Source organism: Robbsia andropogonis (assembly GCF_034047095.1).
GTDB lineage: Bacteria > Pseudomonadota > Gammaproteobacteria > Burkholderiales > Burkholderiaceae > Robbsia > Robbsia andropogonis.
This window is the reverse complement of sequence record NZ_CP139164.1, coordinates 160556-177516: the sequence shown is the minus strand read 5'-3', so window position 1 is coordinate 177516 and position 16961 is coordinate 160556. Positions and strand designations below refer to the sequence as shown.

General features: G+C 57.1%; 14 protein-coding genes and 1 pseudogene. 10 read left to right on the top strand and 5 right to left on the bottom strand.

Annotation, left to right across the window (positions count from 1 at the left end; genetic code table 11):
* Positions 1–162 precede the first annotated feature (162 nt).
* Positions 163–933 carry a short-chain dehydrogenase/reductase gene (locus SJQ66_RS00755; RefSeq protein ID WP_024904638.1) on the bottom strand — a complete coding sequence of 257 codons (771 nt, stop codon included), beginning with the start codon at positions 931–933 and terminating at the stop codon, positions 163–165.
* A gap of 261 nt (positions 934–1194) precedes the next feature.
* Here SJQ66_RS00755 and SJQ66_RS00750 point away from each other — a divergent pair, with 261 nt between their 5' ends.
* Positions 1195–1635, top strand: coding sequence for a DUF2177 family protein (locus SJQ66_RS00750; RefSeq protein WP_024904637.1), 441 nt, complete (start codon positions 1195–1197; stop codon positions 1633–1635).
* Between the two features lie 79 nt (positions 1636–1714).
* Here the strand turns inward: SJQ66_RS00750 and SJQ66_RS00745 are convergent, their stop codons facing one another.
* Complete coding sequence (locus SJQ66_RS00745; RefSeq protein WP_320533743.1) at positions 1715–2761, bottom strand: LLM class flavin-dependent oxidoreductase; 1047 nt, start codon at positions 2759–2761, stop codon at positions 1715–1717.
* 248 nt (positions 2762–3009) lie between these two features.
* A complete protein-coding gene (locus SJQ66_RS00740; RefSeq protein ID WP_157685121.1) occupies positions 3010–3243 on the bottom strand; it encodes a hypothetical protein in 234 nt (77 codons plus the stop codon).
* A 260-nt stretch (positions 3244–3503) separates the two neighbouring features.
* Between SJQ66_RS00740 and SJQ66_RS00735 the strand changes: the two genes are divergently transcribed.
* The 5 genes and pseudogenes from SJQ66_RS00735 to SJQ66_RS00715 all read left to right on the top strand — a co-directional run.
* Entirely contained in the window at positions 3504–4295 is a 792-nt protein-coding gene (locus tag SJQ66_RS00735; protein ID WP_024904634.1) for a gluconate 2-dehydrogenase subunit 3 family protein, read from the top strand.
* A 252-nt stretch (positions 4296–4547) separates the two neighbouring features.
* Positions 4548–6314 (top strand): GMC family oxidoreductase, encoded by a 1767-nt coding sequence (locus SJQ66_RS00730; RefSeq protein WP_024904633.1) that lies wholly within the window; start codon positions 4548–4550, stop codon positions 6312–6314.
* A gap of 25 nt (positions 6315–6339) precedes the next feature.
* Positions 6340–7758: a c-type cytochrome gene (locus SJQ66_RS00725; RefSeq protein WP_081765066.1), complete on the top strand. Its 1419-nt coding sequence runs from the start codon at positions 6340–6342 to the stop codon at positions 7756–7758.
* A 434-nt stretch (positions 7759–8192) separates the two neighbouring features.
* Positions 8193–9452, top strand: a complete 1260-nt coding sequence (dinB, locus tag SJQ66_RS00720; RefSeq protein WP_051504613.1) for a DNA polymerase IV — start codon at positions 8193–8195, stop codon at positions 9450–9452.
* Positions 9403–9726: pseudogene (locus SJQ66_RS00715) on the top strand (integrase core domain-containing protein); the annotation flags it as partial. The gene dinB and the pseudogene SJQ66_RS00715, both read left to right, overlap by 50 nt.
* A 229-nt stretch (positions 9727–9955) precedes the next feature.
* Here SJQ66_RS00715 and panS read toward each other — a convergent pair.
* Positions 9956–10921 carry a ketopantoate/pantoate/pantothenate transporter PanS gene (panS, locus tag SJQ66_RS00710; RefSeq protein ID WP_024904630.1) on the bottom strand — a complete coding sequence of 322 codons (966 nt, stop codon included), beginning with the start codon at positions 10919–10921 and terminating at the stop codon, positions 9956–9958.
* A 461-nt stretch (positions 10922–11382) separates the two neighbouring features.
* On the opposite strand from panS, the gene SJQ66_RS00705 reads away from it, so the two are divergent.
* A complete protein-coding gene (locus SJQ66_RS00705; protein WP_036011550.1) occupies positions 11383–11787 on the top strand; it encodes a GtrA family protein in 405 nt (134 codons plus the stop codon).
* On the opposite strand, the gene SJQ66_RS00700 is transcribed toward SJQ66_RS00705, so the two are convergent.
* The gene (locus SJQ66_RS00700) at positions 11769–12869 is read right to left on the bottom strand and encodes an NADH:flavin oxidoreductase/NADH oxidase (RefSeq protein ID WP_024904628.1); all 1101 of its coding nucleotides are present in this window, start codon (positions 12867–12869) and stop codon (positions 11769–11771) included. The genes SJQ66_RS00705 and SJQ66_RS00700 overlap by 19 nt on opposite strands.
* A gap of 242 nt (positions 12870–13111) precedes the next feature.
* Here SJQ66_RS00700 and SJQ66_RS00695 point away from each other — a divergent pair, with 242 nt between their 5' ends.
* From SJQ66_RS00695 to SJQ66_RS00685, 3 genes are all read left to right on the top strand, one after another.
* Positions 13112–13414 carry an ArsR/SmtB family transcription factor gene (locus tag SJQ66_RS00695; RefSeq protein ID WP_024904627.1) on the top strand — a complete coding sequence of 101 codons (303 nt, stop codon included), beginning with the start codon at positions 13112–13114 and terminating at the stop codon, positions 13412–13414.
* A gap of 174 nt (positions 13415–13588) precedes the next feature.
* Positions 13589–14014: an OsmC family protein gene (locus SJQ66_RS00690; RefSeq protein WP_024904626.1), complete on the top strand. Its 426-nt coding sequence runs from the start codon at positions 13589–13591 to the stop codon at positions 14012–14014.
* Between the two features lie 630 nt (positions 14015–14644).
* Positions 14645–16951: a diguanylate cyclase domain-containing protein gene (locus SJQ66_RS00685; protein WP_157685120.1), complete on the top strand. Its 2307-nt coding sequence runs from the start codon at positions 14645–14647 to the stop codon at positions 16949–16951.
* Positions 16952–16961 lie beyond the last annotated feature (10 nt).

Genomic DNA, 16961 nt, shown 5'->3' with positions numbered 1-16961 from the left:
CCGATCTATCCACGAGATTACCCGATGTGCTGAACGCGCAGCGCCGACCGCGCTTTGGCGGAAACGCAGACGCGACATGCGCTTTCTTCATCGGTGCCTGCGAGAGATATTTGACTGATGTCGCGGTATGTACATTGCCGGCGGATGAGCGGTCTCTCGATATCAAGCTGAATACGTCGCTCCGCCGTCTATATTAAACACCTCACCGCTGACGTAGCCAGCCCGTGGAGAACTGAGAAAAAGAGTGAGATCGGCTATTTCACTCGGTTTTGCGGCGCGATCGAAGGGCATCCCTCTTAGCAAGTCCTGCCACTTTTCCGGGTCACCGGTTTTGTGTTCCGACCGCGCTTTGTAGAGCGTTACCAGTCGATCGGTCTCGGTAGGGCCAGGATTGATGCCGAAAACGCGAACGCCGTGCTGTGATCCATGCGCACCTACGGCGCGGGTAAATGCAATCAATGCCGCATTACCCGCGGCACCACAGATGTAGTCATACCGCGGATTTACTCCGGCCATGCCGATGATATTGACGATCACGCCGCTACCGCGCTTGATCATTGCGGGAAATGCAGCGCGGGTCAGGTTGATATAGCCGAACACTTTCAGATCCCACGCCGTCCGCCACGTTTGTTCGTCAATTTTTTCGAGATCGCCGCCTGGAATGGCACCCGCATTATTCACAAGGATGTCTGCCGTCGACACGAGGTCGGCTAGTTCCGGTGATATTGACGCTGATAGATCGGCGCACAACGTCGAGACGGTCAGGTTATTTTCAGATTTTAACTTCTTGATTGCCAGATCAAGGCTTTTCTCCTGACGGCTGATCAATGTGACGTCGGCCCCGGCTTCCGCGAACGCCTTCCCGCACGCAAACCCAATGCCGCGTGATCCACCGGTGATAACAACGCGCTTTTTCGTCAGTTGCAAGTCCATGTGTCCATGTCTCCATTTCAGGCGAGTATCAGAACGTGATTCTATCGCCGTAGGCAGAAAGTGGAGCAAGCCGATTTATCGCGTATTGCAGGCTTCCCAAAAGGAAAATATGATCCAAAACGCCTCTTACCGACGTAAACCACACGTGATCCTGAAAGACGCCGAGACGTGGCGCCGAGCACTTTTTAAGGTTCGGTGTCACACGGCACGAACAATGCGCATGGTCAATCGATGACGAAACGCAAGAAGAGGAGAAGGCGAATGGGTGACCTGGCCACAGGTGGAACGATGGGATGGCTTCTACGTGGTGGAATTGCGTATGTAGGTACGGCGGTTGTATTTTTGTTGCTGGACGCGGTCTACCTGCGCTGGATTGGCGGTGCTTTATATCGCTCGGCCTTGGGGGACTATCTCGTCGACCCGGTGAGAATGGGGCCGGCGGTGGCGTTTTACGTAATTTATGTGCTGGGTATCGTCTATTTTGCCGTGTTGCCCGGCGTTGCCGTGGCAGATTGGACCATGGCATTGGTAAGAGGCGCTGCATTGGGGTTTCTCGCCTACGCGACCTACGAACTGACAAATCATGCAACACTGGCACGGTGGACGTTGAAGCTGGTGGTGGCCGATATGGTCTGGGGGACAATTGTCACCGCCGCCGGGGCTGTTGCCGGATATGGCGCATTACGGATGCTCCAGCGCTGAATCGTCTTGCCGCGCGCTGCCATTTCTGTTGGGCAGCCCGCCCTGGCAGGAGGGAGGCGAGCGACATGGCGCAATGCGTTCAGGTCGACGCGGGTTGCAGTGTTCTTGCCACTTCCGAGGCGATATGGAACGAATGCAGGCGTGCCGAGTGGTCGAATATTTGTCCGGCGAGCATTAACTCATTGGCACCCGTACGCGCCACGATATCCTGTAGTGCGTTTCGCACCTGCGCAGGGTCGCCCACCGCGGCGCAGCTCAGCGCGCGTTCGACGTTTGCTTTCTCGCTTTCGTGCCACATTCCTTCCATGGTGTCCACCGGCGGTTTCAGGCGACCGGGGTTATTGCGTCGTAACGCAAGAAACTGCTGCTGCGCCGAAGTCATGATGCGGCGCGCCTCGGTTTCAGTATCGGCAGCAAACACATTGACGCCAACCATCGCATAGGGTGCGGCGAGGGTAGGCGATGGTTCGAAGTGGTGTCTGTAGGTGTCCAGTGCCGCATTCAGGAGGTCCGGCGCGAAGTGCGATGCGAAGGCGAAAGGCAGCCCGAGCGCCGCCGCTAGGCGCGCACTGAATAAGCTTGATCCGAGTAACCAGATTGGTACTTCCGTGCCTACGCCCGGTACGGCCAAGACGCGCTGGCCCGGCACGGCCGGTGCGAAATAGTCTCTTAACTCGAGCACGTCTTCCGGGAAGCGTTCGGCGCTATCCTGCAATGTTCGCCGTAGCGCACGTGCGGTGAGTTGGTCGGAGCCGGGTGCTCGGCCCAGGCCCAATTCAATCCGCCCCGGGAACAAGGTCGCCAATGTGCCGAATTGTTCGGCAATAACCAGCGGAGCGTGGTTCGGTAACATGATGCCACCTGATCCCACCGTGATTCGCTTGGTTGCCGCAGCGACTTGTCCGATGAGTATCGACGTGGCGGAACTGGCGATACCTGCCATATTGTGATGTTCGGCCAACCAGTATCGCCGAAATCCCCATTTCTCGGCATGCCGCGCGAGATCCACAGTGCATCGGAATGATTGCGCGGCGCTGCCGCCTTCTACGATTGGCGAGAGATCGAGCAGCGAGAGAGGAACCGGGAACGCGGATAGTGATAGCGCCTCTTCGTCGATGTCAGTCACATCGGAGTGCAACGGCGCTGCGCACGGAACGCGGTCGTCATCCGTGCGTTCAGCAAAAGACGGTGGGGCGGGAAATGGCAGCGAATCTGACATGTTGGCGCGGCGTTTGAAAAAACGCGAATAAGAAATAAAACGCCATCATAGGTTGTTCGCGTTCCGCGCGCAGGGAAGGGGTATTGCCCGGCCCAAACCTTTACCAGTGCTTGTGCGCATACCCCCTAGCTTTCTGCACGCCTGACTTGGGATGGTTATCGATCAATCAAACAACGCGCCAGCACGTTTTCGGCCTGGGCAAAAGCGCCAGCCTTCGAGAAGCCGTTCGCCAGTGATTCAGCCCGTTTTGCCGCCGCGCGCTGGAGACATGTCTGGCTGCCATCGGCATTCGCTGCTTGCGCATGTTGAATGGCCTTGTGTGCCACCAGGAATCCAAGCATCAAGATCACCAACAAGGTAATCGCTTGCCGCATATGAATATGGGTCACGGCTGTCTCCTCCATTATTGGTCAAGCTGACGCGACTTTGTAACGCAAGAGTAAGGCCATGAAAGCCGCGATGTTAGCTAGGTTTTTCCCGCGCGGGTTTACAGCATGTGCATCTGACTTGTCAATAATCATATGCGTCGTTTCCGCACAGCGACGATTTTTCGCGGGTTTTTTCATTTGGTTGTATGATGACACCGGGACAACCCTAGTAATATCTTACGGCTGTTGTTTCCATTTCCCACAATACAAGCCAGTCCATCGTGTCCGACAAAAACGTTTCCAACGATGCGCTGCGGGCGACCACCGCGGACGTGTCCGACGGCGCGCCGGTGAGTGCTAATCGGCGCCGCTTTCTGCGCGGTTCCGCGGCCGTCATTCCGGTGATTCCCGTGGCCGGCGCGAGTGCGCCGTTGATCAAATCCGCATTTGCGGAAGCGCCACCCGCCGCCCCGCTAGATCAGTACCAGCCTACGTTTTTTAACCAAGTTGAATGGGCATTCATCAAAGCCGCCACCGATCGCTTGATTCCAGCGAATAGCGACGGTCCGGGGGCCCTGGAGACCAACGTTCCGGTTTTTATCGATCGCGAATTAGCGAGCGGCTACGGTGCGGCGGAAGACTGGTACATGGAGGGCCCATTCGATGTCAACGCGGATCCCCTCTTCGGCTATCAGTTGCCTTATTCCCCGCGGGAAATGTATCGCATCGGCATCGGGGCGACGCAGAAGTACTGCCAGCAGCAGTATCAAAAATCGTTCGAAGCACTTGATGAAAAGACGCGCGACGATGTCCTGACCGCGCTGGAGAAGAACAAGGTTGACTTCAAGGCGTTCGGCGAACAGCAATTGCGCGCCGCGCAGTTTTTTAGTGCGCTGCTAGGCAATACGCAGGAAGGCTATCTGTCCGACCCGATCCACGGTGGCAATCGCGATATGGGTTCGTGGAAAATGATGGGGTTCCCGGGTGCACGTGCCAGCTATACCGAATGGATCGACCAGCATAATGTGCCCTATCCGTTGGGCCCGGTTGATCTGGCCGGCCGACGAGGCTGATTCCATTGCCCGATGCCTTTTATGCGACAACTGACAAATCAGTTGTCATCTTGCATTGCCCCCACATGATTGCCGCGATTGGCGACGCCGTGGTGGCGCCCCCAGCTGAAGTGGTCAGACGACTCCCGCGACAGCGTGCTTGTCCATGTCGCTGATAGGCGATATGCGCGGGGTGCAAGGTTGCCGTAGGCGTTTGGAAAGATCATTGCGCGAGAAAGCGATGCGCTGCAGCGCGATTCAACAGGACACAAGATGGCTATCACACAAGATCCAGTCGACGTCGTGATCGTCGGTTTGGGATGGACCGGTTCGATCATGAGTATCGAATTGGCGAAGCAGGGGCTGAAAGTGCTTGCACTCGAGCGCGGCGCCGATCGCAAGAATTCCGAGTTTGCCTATCCGAAGGCCGCCGATGAGTTGATGTATGGCAAGCGCCATAAACTGATGATGCGACCGAAACAAGCGGCCATCACGGTGCGTCAAAATATCGATCAAACCGCATTGCCTAATCGTGTGCTCGGCCCCTTCCTCCCGGGAGACGGCGTGGGAGGTGCGGGCTTGCACTGGACCGGTCAATTGATGCGTTCTACAGCGACCGACTTGAAAATAGCGACGTTCGCCAAAGAGCACTACAGCAAGGGTCAGTTGCCGGACGATATGCGGCTGCAAGATTTCCCTGTTTCATATGAGGAGCTGGAGCCGCACTTCGATTTTTATGAGAAAGTTTGCGGTTTGTCCGGCCAGGCCGGGAATGTCCAGGGCAAACTGTTCGACGGGGGCGATGCATTCGAAAGTCCGCGCTCGAATCACTATCCGTTGCCGCCGTTGAAAGACAGCTTGAGCAGCGCGATGTTCGACAAAGCGGCACGCAACCTCGGCTACCACCCGTTCCCGAATCCATCCGCAGCCGTTTCCCAACCTTGGACAAATCCATACGGCATGCAGTTGGGCCCGTGTAACTATTGCGGCTTCTGCAGTTTTTACGCATGTGTGAACTTCTCGAAGGCCTCGCCGGAAACGACGATTCTCGATGCCGTGCGTCGTATGCCTAATTTCTCTTACCGCACCAATAGCAATGTGATTCGTGTGGACCTGAATGCGGATAAGAAGACCGCGAAGGGCGTGACGTATGTCGATGAGCACAACAATGAAATATTCCAGCCTGCCAAGCTGGTGATCCTGTCATCGTTCTCTTTGAACAACGTGCGACTGATGCTGCTGTCGGGTATCGGCAAGCCGTACGACCCGGTTACGGAAGAAGGGCAAGTCGGGCGTAATTATTCGTGGCAGATGGGTACGAACTTGCAAATGTTCTTCAAGGACTTGCATTTCAATCCGTTCGCTTCGGCCGGCACGACCGGCAAGATGATCAACGACTTTTCGCCGGGCACGTTCGATGCGGCGAAATATGGTTTTATTGGTGGGGCGAAGTTACACGGTTCGCAGCCTACCGGTACGCCGATGTCGACGACGTTGCCGGCGGGTACGAAGAAGTGGGGGGCGGATTATAAGTCGGCGCTGAAGAATTATTACGGTCATCACATGAAGTTGTCGATGTCGCTGACGAACATGTCGTATCGCGGCGTATATCTGGACCTGGATCCGACCTACAAGGATCCTTACGGTCAGCCGTTGCTGCGCATGACCTACGACTACAAGGACAACGAGATCAACGTTGCGCAGTATCTGGGTGGCAAGCTACGGGAAATTGCTGCGGAACTGAAACCGGACCGGATGGACGATACGATCATCAAGCCGGGCAGCCATGTGAAGATGGTCGGCTACGTATCCACGCACAACGTGGGAGGGGCGATCATGGGCGACAGTCCGAGCAATTCGGCATTGAACAAGTTCATGCAAAGCTGGGATGTACACAACGTGTTCGTGCCGGGCGGCAATGCATTTCCGCAAAACTTCCAGAACAACCCGACCGGGACAATTGGCGCGCTGACTTACTTTTCAGTCGATGCCATCATCAATCAGTACCTGAAGAATCCGGGCCCGCTGGTTCAGGCATAACGCGCACATTGGGATGAAAAAGAAGATGAAGGTCTCTACACATCGCGCGGCCTGGCAGCGGCCGGCCGTTCGCGCGCTGAGCGCCGGCGTGGTTGTCGGCGCATTCGGACTGTCTGCGTGGTTTCATGCCGCTGCTGCCGTCGCGGCACCCGACACACCGGCGTCATCAACTGCTGCAGCATCGGCGCAACCCGCGTCCGGTGTCAGTGTCTCCGACGCGGCGATTCAGCGCGGCGCGTATCTGGCACGCGTGGGCGACTGTGTTGCCTGTCACACAGCCGCCCCCTCGGGAAAGAACCCAGCGGGTCAACCATTCGCCGGCGGGCTTGCCATCAAGAGTCCGCTAGGTACGATCTACTCGACCAACATCACACCGGACCCGCAACACGGCATTGGCAACTACACGGAAGCGCAATTCGCGGCGGCATTGCGTGATGGCAAGCGGGCTGATGGTACGAATCTGTACCCGGCCATGCCGTATCCTTCGTATAGCAAGCTGACAGATTCCGATGTGCACGATTTGTACGTTTACTTCATGAAGGGTGTGAAGCCGGTGGATACCACCCCGCCACAGACCGCCTTGTCGTTCCCGTTCAATCTACGTTTCGGCTTGAGTCTGTGGAACTGGGCGTTCACGCAACCAGGGGTGTTCAAGCCGGATACGAAGTTAAGCGCAGACCAGAACCGCGGCGCTTACTTGGTGGAAGGTTTGGGCCACTGCGGTAGCTGTCACACCGCCCGTGGCGTGGCGATGCAGGAAAAGGCGCTCGATGGCACTGGTGCTGACTACCTCGGTGGTGCAACGCTGAATGGTTGGTGGGCACCGCAGTTACGTGCCAACGGCAAAGCTGGCGGCGTGGCGAGCTGGAATGCGGACGAGGTCGTCGATTACTTGTCATCGGGCCGTAATGTGCACACTACTGTAGGCGGTGAGATGAAGTCGGTGGTCGAACACAGCACCTCGCATATGACGGATGCCGACCTGCATGCCATTGCGGAGTACTTGAAAACGCTGAGCGTCAACCAGGCGACGGCAACGCCGGCAATTGACGACGCTGCCCGGGCTGCAACGCAGGCGCATCTGACCGCGGCAAAACAGTTGTCGTTGGGCGAGCGTCTGTATCTGGACAACTGTGCCGGTTGCCATACCGTGACCGGTAACGGTGCGGCACGCGTTTTCCCGGCTACCGCCGGCAATTCAATGGTGAATGCCAAGGACCCGACCGGTTTGATCGAGACGATCCTGCGTGGCGCCGAAGCGCCATCGACAGCGAAGTCGCCGGAGCGTCTGCCGATGCCCGCGTTCGCGAACCGCATGAACGATGACGAGGTCGCGCAGTTGGCAACGTTCGTTCGCTCTGGTTGGGGTAACAAGGGGGGTAGCGTTTCGGCCTCGCAAGTCGCGAAGGTGCGCGCCCAGTTGTCAACTGACGCGAAGGAATAGGCAAGAAGTCTGGCCGCATGCACCTTGTGAACTGGCCCTGCGGGCGACCGTCCCGCTCTCCGCCCGCTTAATAGAAAACCCGCCGTTTGAATGGCACCCCAGACCTCGGACTTTCGTCCGATTTTCGGGGTGTTTTTCGCGGCGGTTTTTTTGTCCGACGCCATCGGTACGCGGTGGCCGCTTTCCACTTTCTAGACTGGCATTTCTTGCCGTGGATCGATGCACGGTTTTAACCACGTATCCGCGATGCAACGCTCTTTCGATCGATCTGTGATACTGTACGGATAAACAGTTATTCTCGCCATGCGGCTGTGTGCGAAGGGGTGGCGGATGAGATGCCCGGCATGCTTCGTCGTCTGTCTAAGGTGTCTGTCCGGCGTCACGGCCGGAATGTATTTCTTCTGTTGCATCTGGTGAACCGACTCACTGCTGACATGCCGTCTGCCGTCGATCCTGCTCTCAGTCCTGGCTTGCACGACCTTCCGGTCCGGCGCATTGCGCATTTGGACATGGATGCGTTCTATGCGTCGGTCGAGTTGCTGCGCTACCCTGAATTAAAAGGGCATGCCGTGGTGATTGGCGGCGGCCGACAAGCTGCACCGGTCGAGCAAGCCGATGGAAGCCGACAATTTGCGCGGCTCCGTGACTATGCTGGAAGAGGCGTGGTCACGACGTCGACCTATGAAGCACGCGCGCTAGGCGTGTTTTCTGCAATGGGCATGATGAAAGCTGCGCAGCTAGCGCCGGATGCCTTTTTGCTGCCAACCGATTTTGAGGCATACCGCAATTACTCGCGTTTATTCAAGGCTGCAGTCCGGACGTTCACGGATCGCGTCGAGGATCGTGGGATTGATGAGATCTATATTGATCTGACGGTGCTCGCCGCGGAAATGCAAATTAGCATGGCGGAAATCGGCACGCGCATCAAGGATGCAGTGGCGGGGGCTACCGGCTTGACATGTTCCATCTGTATCGCGCCGAATAAGTTGTTGGCAAAGATCGGATCGGAACTCGACAAGCCGAACGGGCTGACATTGCTGGAAATGTCCGACCTTGAAACGCGCATCTGGCCGTTGCCTGCAAAAAAGGTCAACGGCATCGGACCGAAGGCCAGCGAAAAACTAGCGGCCATTGGCATTCATACCGTCGGAGATCTCGCCAAGGCGGATGCGGCACTATTACAGGCTCATTTCGGTCGAAGCTACTCCGCGTGGTTGATGCTTGTGGCGAACGGTCGGGATGACCGGGAGGTGGTCGTAGACTCGACGCCAAAGTCAATGAGTCGCGAGACAACGTTCGAGCGCGACTTGCATGCCAAACAGGATCGTCCAGCATTGACAACTGCTTTCACGACATTGTGTGAGCGGGTAGCCGAAGACCTGCGACGCAAAGGTTATGTTGGTTATACGATCGGCATCAAATTACGCTATGACGATTTCAAGACCGTTACGCGTGATGTCACGCGTCAGGTACCCACAGCCGATGCGGTGGAGATTCGACGGGCGGCGGGGGAGTGTCTGAAGCGCGTCCCGTTGGAGAGAAAACTACGCTTGTTGGGCGTGAGAGTAGGTGGGCTCGTGAGCGCGGAGCCTGCGCTCGCTGCGCAGGAGTGGGTGCAGCACGACTTGTTTTCTGCTGACGACGAAGCGGGTCATAGATTGGCGTGGAGCGTCGCAAAAAATTCGGTGCGATAACTGCCCGGAATATGTCAGCGAAGCACTGAAAGACTGGGCTGAAAAGCGTGGCATCACGCTGCTATTTATCCAACCGGGCAAGCCACAACAGAACGCCTACATTGAACGCTGTAACAAAACAGTGATATACGACTGGCTTGCCCATTACCAATTCGACACGGTTGCTGCGTTGCAAGACTATGCGACCGAGTGGTTGTGGTCATACAACCATGAGCGGCCCAATACAGCTATTTGCGGCATTCCGCCGAAACAGAAGTTGGCCATTGCGGCCTAGCCTCTACCCTCGACGACCGTTCAAAATGTGGGATTACCAATTCGCTTTTACAGGCCGCCGATGCGCGAGTAGCTATCGCCCAACCAGCGCATCCTAGCTTTGCGTCATCGCCGGTTCTACTAGAGATTGGGGAAGTGCGCTGCAATCGGTCCAGATCGGACAGCCGCCAAATCCTGGGAGCTTGCTTTTCGAGATGCGTGCCGCTTGTGGCGGCACGCATCAGTACGCTTCAATGTTTCGCCGCGGCAGCTGCCGCTTCTGCTTCCTCTTCGGGTGTGCGTTGTACGCCGGTGGGACGATTGGACCACCATCCGGCTAGGGTCGACCCCGAAAGGTTATGCCAGATCGAGAACAGCACACCGGGCAGCGCGGCGGTCGGACCAAAATACAGCTTGCCAAGCGTTGCCGCCAGCCCGGAGTTCTGCATGCCGACCTCAATCGCCAGTGTCCGGCAAACGGACTTGTCGAAACCCAGCATCCGGCCGCCCCAATAGCCGCCGAGCAGGCCCAGGCCGTTGTGCAGGATCACGCCGACGATGGTGATCAGGCCGACACTCGCTATGGCTGAATGCGTACCCGCCACCACGGCACCGATGATCAACAGAATCGCCACCATCGAGACCACCGGCAACACCGGTTCGACGCGACGTACCGTTTGATTGAAGAGCGTGTTGACCAGCAAGCCGAGACCAACGGGAACGGCGACGATCTGCAGGATGCTCATCATCATCGGGCCAATGGCCACGTGTATCGATGCATCTGTGTAAAGGCGTGTCAGGAGCGGCGTTGCCACTACACCGACAATCGTCGACACCGCGCTGATGGAGATCGATAGCGCCACGTCGCCACGCGCGATATAGACCATCACCGTCGAGGCAGTGCCGCTCGCCACGCTGCCTACCAATACCATGCCGGTGGTCAGGTCTGGTGGCATATGCAGCAGTTTCGCGACCAGCCACGCCGCCAGCGGCATGACCAGATAGTGAATGACCGTGCCGGCGATGACAGGCGTCGGACGCGCAAGAACGCGCTTGAAGTCGCCTAGCGATAACGTTACTCCCATGCCGAACATGACCAGCATCAGTAGCTGTGGCACGTGTGGCAGCAGGCCGACGAATGAACCTGGCGCAAAATAGGCGAGCACCGAGACGGCAATGGCCCACAGCGGGAAGAGGCGAGTAAATTGCGCTATCAAATTCATGTTGTTGGTGCACCGTGAGACAAACTGGAGAGCGGTGGCTTCGCGTCCGTGTTGTATTTATATGTTCCGCCGCGCCGCACATGCATGCAGCCCCGTCCCGATGGTAGGGCAGGGACCTCGCTGTTCTTCCTCAAGAGGGTGATGCGCGGATTCCGGGATGCGGCGATACGAGTTGCGAGAGGGCCTGCGTCCGAGATGCGGGTAGCCACGCTGGATTATAAAGCACGGCGTCCACCGGCAAGCGGGTTTTGAAGACACTACGTCGGCAATGTGCAGCGTTGGTGCCGGTTGCATTTGGTTTCAACGCTTGCTGGAACGTCGCAATTGCTTCCTGGCTCTCCGCCGTAAGGGAGATTATGATTTGTGTGGGAAAATTTCCCCAGCCGGTTACCGGTCGTGCCACCGACCCGTGACGCGTGCTCCGAGCCCGAAACCGTTGCGCTATTCGATACATCGTGTCTACTTACCAACCGCTATTCCTCCAGTTCTGCCGCTTTGCGGCCGTCGGCCTCTCAGGCACTGCGGTGCAGTACCTGACGCTCTGGATCGGCGTGCAAGGTCTGCATACCACGGCCGTGAGTGCCTCCGCGGTGGGCTATTTGCTTGGTTCCGTTTGCAACTATGCGCTGAATTATCTGATCACTTTTCGCGCGACCCATGGGCACTTTCACACCGCGCCACGTTACTTTGCCCTACTCGGCGTGGGTTGGTGTCTGAACAATCTCCTGATGTGGCTCTTTGCCCACTACCTGGGCTGGTCGTACTGGGTCGCGCAGGTGATCACCACCGGTATTGGCCTGATCTATAACTTTTGCGGCAGCCGGTGGTGGGCATTCCGACCTCAGGCCGCTGGCGCGTAACGTTCGAGCCAGTGCGCGTATGGGGCGGGCAGCGTCCAGGACGGCTTGTCGACGCCCAATGTTTTTGCGGCATGGTAGGGCCAGTGCGGATCGGCAAGATGCGCACGTCCCACCATCACCACGTCCATTTGCTCGGCACGCAGGACTTGATCGCAGAGCCGTGGCGTGTCGATGCCCCATGCCGATGACACTGGCAGACCGGTTTCGGTGCGTACGCGTTTGGCAATAGGAGCCAACATCGCCGGACCCCATGGGATATTCGCCGTCGGCGTTGAGAACCCGACCGATACGCTCAGCATATCGAGGCCCTCGGTCTTCCAGCGCTTGATCAGATCAATGGACTCGGTCAGTGTTTGTTCGTCTTCACCATCGTATTCGAGCACGCCGAAGCGGGCCGTCAGAGGCAGGTGCGCGGGCCAGACGTCCCGTACGGCGGCTAGCGTTTCGGTCAGGAAGCGGCCACGATTTTCGGCATTGCCGCCGTAGGCGTCGTCCCGATGGTTCGAATGACGCGAAAAGAAACTTTGCCCAAGGTACCCGTGCGCGAAATGTAATTCCAACCATTCGAATCCGGCATCCCGTGCGCGCTTCGCCGCGGCGACGAAATCGGCGCGTACCCGGGCAATGTCATCGATCGTCATTGCCGTGGGGACTTTCGGGAGATGCGCGCCGAATGGGATCGCCGAAGGGGCAATGGTCTGCCAGCCACGAGGATCGGTGGCCGGGATGTGATCGTCCCCTTCCCAGGGTTTGTTGGCGCTGGCTTTGCGGCCGGCATGGGCGATTTGAATGCCAGGGACGGCGCCCGCAGCCTTGATCTTTTGCACGATAGGCGAGAAAGCGGCAGCCTGCACGTCGTTCCACAGTCCAGTGCATCCGGGGGTAATGCGGCCCTCCGGCGACACCGCCGTCGCCTCTACGATCACCAGGCCGGCACCACCCCTTGCCAGACTGGCCAGGTGTACTGCGTGCCAATCGTTCAACACACCGTCCTCCGCCATGTACTGGCACATAGGCGGTATGGCGATGCGGTTACGCAGCGTCACGGACTTGAGGGAAAAGGGATCGAACAAACCTGCCATGAAATAACTCCTGGGTTTCCGGGGAGCATGCGTGCCGCCCGCCATTGCTTGTGCCGCGAAGTTGTTGGAAAGCCGCGCAGAAAAATAGGCCGACATCCATGCCGGCTGCGCAGCTACCTGGTAAGCCGCCAAATCCTTATATTTCGATTATATTCGAACTAACGAATTTCAGGTGCTGCATGCGACTTCTCTTGTAAGATGGCGTGCACTGCTTTGTTTTTTCGTTCTATTTTTTTCTTCGCATGCGAATCTATACCCATCCCGCCCTTGAGGACGTTGTTCTCGAGAGACTGTTTGATGCTTTGAGCGACCCTGTCAGGCTGGAAATAGTCCGGGAACTGGCAAAGGTACGTGAGGCGAGTTGCGCGGCATTGGAGGGTGGCCGCCCCAAGTCGACGATGTCACACCACTTCCGCATTCTTCGTGAGGCAGGCCTGGTGCGTACCGATGTAATGGGTACGACACATCATAATTCGCTGCGACGGGAGGAGCTAGATGCCCGCTTCCCTGGTCTGATGGCCGTCATCTTGAGTCAGTCGTCGTGATGTGCACCGCTCGTCGCGCGATCAGCAAGCAATGCGGTTCCGAGCTACCCTGGTTGCTGGACCCGATAGGGATGCAATGGCGAAGAGCAGGTGATGCGTGCGACGTAACGTCTGCTGTCCGTTGGCGCTCATATCCCTTGCGGGTGTCGCAACGTGTAATGGGAGAAGGCAATGATCAAGAAATCCGCATCGGCACATTGGGAAGGCGACCTTAAGAAAGGAGGCGGTACGATTTCCACGGAAACCGGCGTGCTGAAGGCTGCGCCTTACGGTTTTAATGCGCGATTCGAAGGTGGTCCCGGCACGAACCCGGAAGAACTGATCGGGGCTGCCCATGCCGGTTGCTTCTCGATGGCATTGTCCATGATTCTGGGCAATGCGGGTCTGGTAGCCAAGTCGATCGATACCAAGGCGACCATTTCACTCGATAAGGAGGGCGATGGTTTTGCGGTAAAAGCGTCGCATCTTGATGTCGTCGTCGAAATCCCTGGCGCCGATAAAGCAAAGTTTGATGAATGCGCGGCCGCCGCGAAGGCGGGATGTCCGATTTCCAAACTGTTGAACGCAGAAATTACCATGACGGCGACATTGAAGTCTTAATTTCCCAGATCAACGCGCCGGGCCATGCATTATGCTTGGCCCGTTTTTTTTAAAAACGTTATAAATATTTTTGAAAGAGGAGTTTTATACACGTCTGTTCAAAAAAATATTGCATTTTTATTATGTTGCACGTAGACCTTTCGGGCAGTGGATGCTGCTCTTCAGTTTTTCTGAAATATGCCGATACACGCTCAGCGGTTCGGTGGCTATGCAGTTGTTTTTTAAAGCTGATGATGCGCTGGTCGTATCTGTAATGTTGCCAAGGTCGCTCCGCATCTTCGATGCTGCGTTGTGATTCCGGCGTTGGGTGACGACACGATTCGTTTTAATGGCATCAGGGGTGCCATGGTATTCTCGCCCGCATCAATTGCTTCGTGAAACGGCTGCGTGTTGCAGTAAAGCATGTTGGCACCAGGTTTCTCCTGGTCATTCGTGGCGGTATTCGGTAAAAATGTCTGGTATTTGCACGGAAGTATTCAGCGACACGTCGATCTCACTGTCCTGGTGCAGGTAAGTGCAGTAATGTTCATCAGTCGCAACGCGACTATCGACACGAGCGTCGTCACGGACAGATGCTCTAAACGAAGCGCGCCCGCCAGCCAGGCGCGCATGAGGTGTGTTCGGGGAAGCATGGTCAATAAAGAGCAGTTGCGGGTACTGGGCAAGGCATTACGCCGGGACTTGGACGTGGGGCAGGTCGAGCTCGACCTCTTTTTCGACGATGGCGAACAATGGCGAGCGATGTCTTCCGCCGACTATGACGCGCCCGACTCGGTTCGGCTGCCCAATGAGCAGGTCGTGCAAGGTACCCATCGGGTCGCCCCGAATTCGGGTGCCTTGTGGTTCGACATCGCGGGTCTCCGTGCGGCCGCGTCGATTCGCTTCGCGACCGAACCTGATGTCGAAACCGTCCGACTATGCACGGCACGGATCGGCACGATCCTGCAACACGCGATCAATGCCTATCACGTCTCGCACAACCCGTTGACGGACCTGCTCGCACGTGACTCGTTTCGGTCGATCTTGCGCGACAAGGTAGACCAGATCAAGCATTACCTGAACAACGGCAAGATCGCTCAGGAAGGAGGCAAGTCGCAGATCCTGGCCGTGATGTCCCTTGATGTCGATCGGTTCAAGCAGGTGAACGACAACTTCGGTCACTTGTACGGCGATCAGGTATTGAAAACGTTCGCGCGTCGCCTGGATCAGGTCGCGCGCGCCATCATGGCCGAGCACGATGACGTGGACATTCGTGTTGCCCACCCGTCTGGTGAAGAGTATCTGGTGCTGATCGAAGGTGCCGTGGAAGCGAGCATGATCCGCGAAATGGCCGAGCGGTTTTGCTTTCGGATAGAGGATGAGCCGCTGCCTTCGGAAGCGGAATGGTCGGCTTTGATCAGTCAGCAGCCTGAGATCGAGGAAATCGAGTTTCCGTTGGCAAGCGAACGGCATCTGACGACCAGCGCCGGCGTGGCCATCTATACGCCGAATCACTCGAACAGCGCCGATGCCGAGGTGTTGGCATTGCTTGATAACGCGGACACCGCTTTGTCGCGGTCGAAAGCACGGGGCCGCAATATGGTTACCGTATTCGACGAGATCATCCATAACTGCGGGCGAGTCCTCGAATACGATGGCCAGACCGGTGTAACCGCGATCGATATCGGTTCGAAAGTGGGCGTGGCGGTTGGACAGGAATTCGTTGTCTATCCCGAAACGTATTCGGGCAAGGTGCCGTTTGTCACCGATGACGGCCGTACCCGAAAGGTCGTCGGTCACTATCCCAAGCGCGAACTGGTGCGAGTGGTGGTGTTCAACGTTCAGAATGAAATCGCGTTTGCCTTGCCGGCGGACCACACCCGTTTGGTGCCGGTTCCGGTGGGGGCGCATCTGGAAGCCGTGCCGTTGGGGAGTATTTCCCATTTGATTCGATTGTCCAGCGATCAGGGCTTTCCCGGTACGGTCTTCGATAATGCCGCCACGCAAGGCAGTGAGGAATTGAACACGGCGGTGTTCAATGCACTGCGTCGCAATGAAATGCCCGCCGCGGCGGTGTTTCGTTTCAAGAACGCCGCGACTTTCACGAAGAAATTTGGAACGGGTGCGTTCAACCGGAATCTCGCCAAGCTGTATTCGGATTTGAACCGTATCTTTCCCGATGTCACCGTTGGGGTGCTCGACCAGACCTCGATCTGTGTGGCGGGCGGGGAAGTATCGATTACGCCGGGGGTGTTGCGCAAGGCGCTTGTGGCGTGTGCGGCACTGGACGATCTGGAATTGATTTGCGGTTATTTCTTCGCCGACGATGCCACGGTAGGGGTGGGATTGAAGGACGTCGATCCACGCTATGCGGTTGATTTCGCGCAATACGCGGCGTCTGATTATGGCTTGGAGCGAGTGGATCGGATGGATCGGGCAAAGATCAACTTGATCCCGTTCAACCTGCCGCGTGCACGGGAATTGTTAAAGGCATTGTATGCGGTGCGGGCGTCGCAGGGGATTGTCGATTATGAGCGTTTCCGCGAGGCCAACTTTGTCCACCATACGCTGGATAACCTGGGTGGTGTTTGCTATTCGAAACAGAATCGTATCGACAAGGCAGCGGATTGCTATGAGTCCGCAATTCGTAAATCGTTGCGAGACGTAGTGTATCGCGGCAACCTTGGCATCGTTTGCTATCGCAGTGGTCAACACGAGCGCGCACTGAAGTGGATGAACGACATGAGCGATGAGCAGGTTCAGGAGTTGCGCCGCACCTACCCATACGGTTTTGTCTGCTATGCAATGCATCTGGTGCAGGCGATGCGGCTCGGGATGCCGGCATTCCGCGCCAATCGCCTCGGTACGATCGGCCCCGATGCACTGAACTTGCCTGACATCGCCAAGTTTGCAAATGGACAGAAACAGTTATCCGATGCCATTGCGTTATTGACGTGATTTCGTGGTT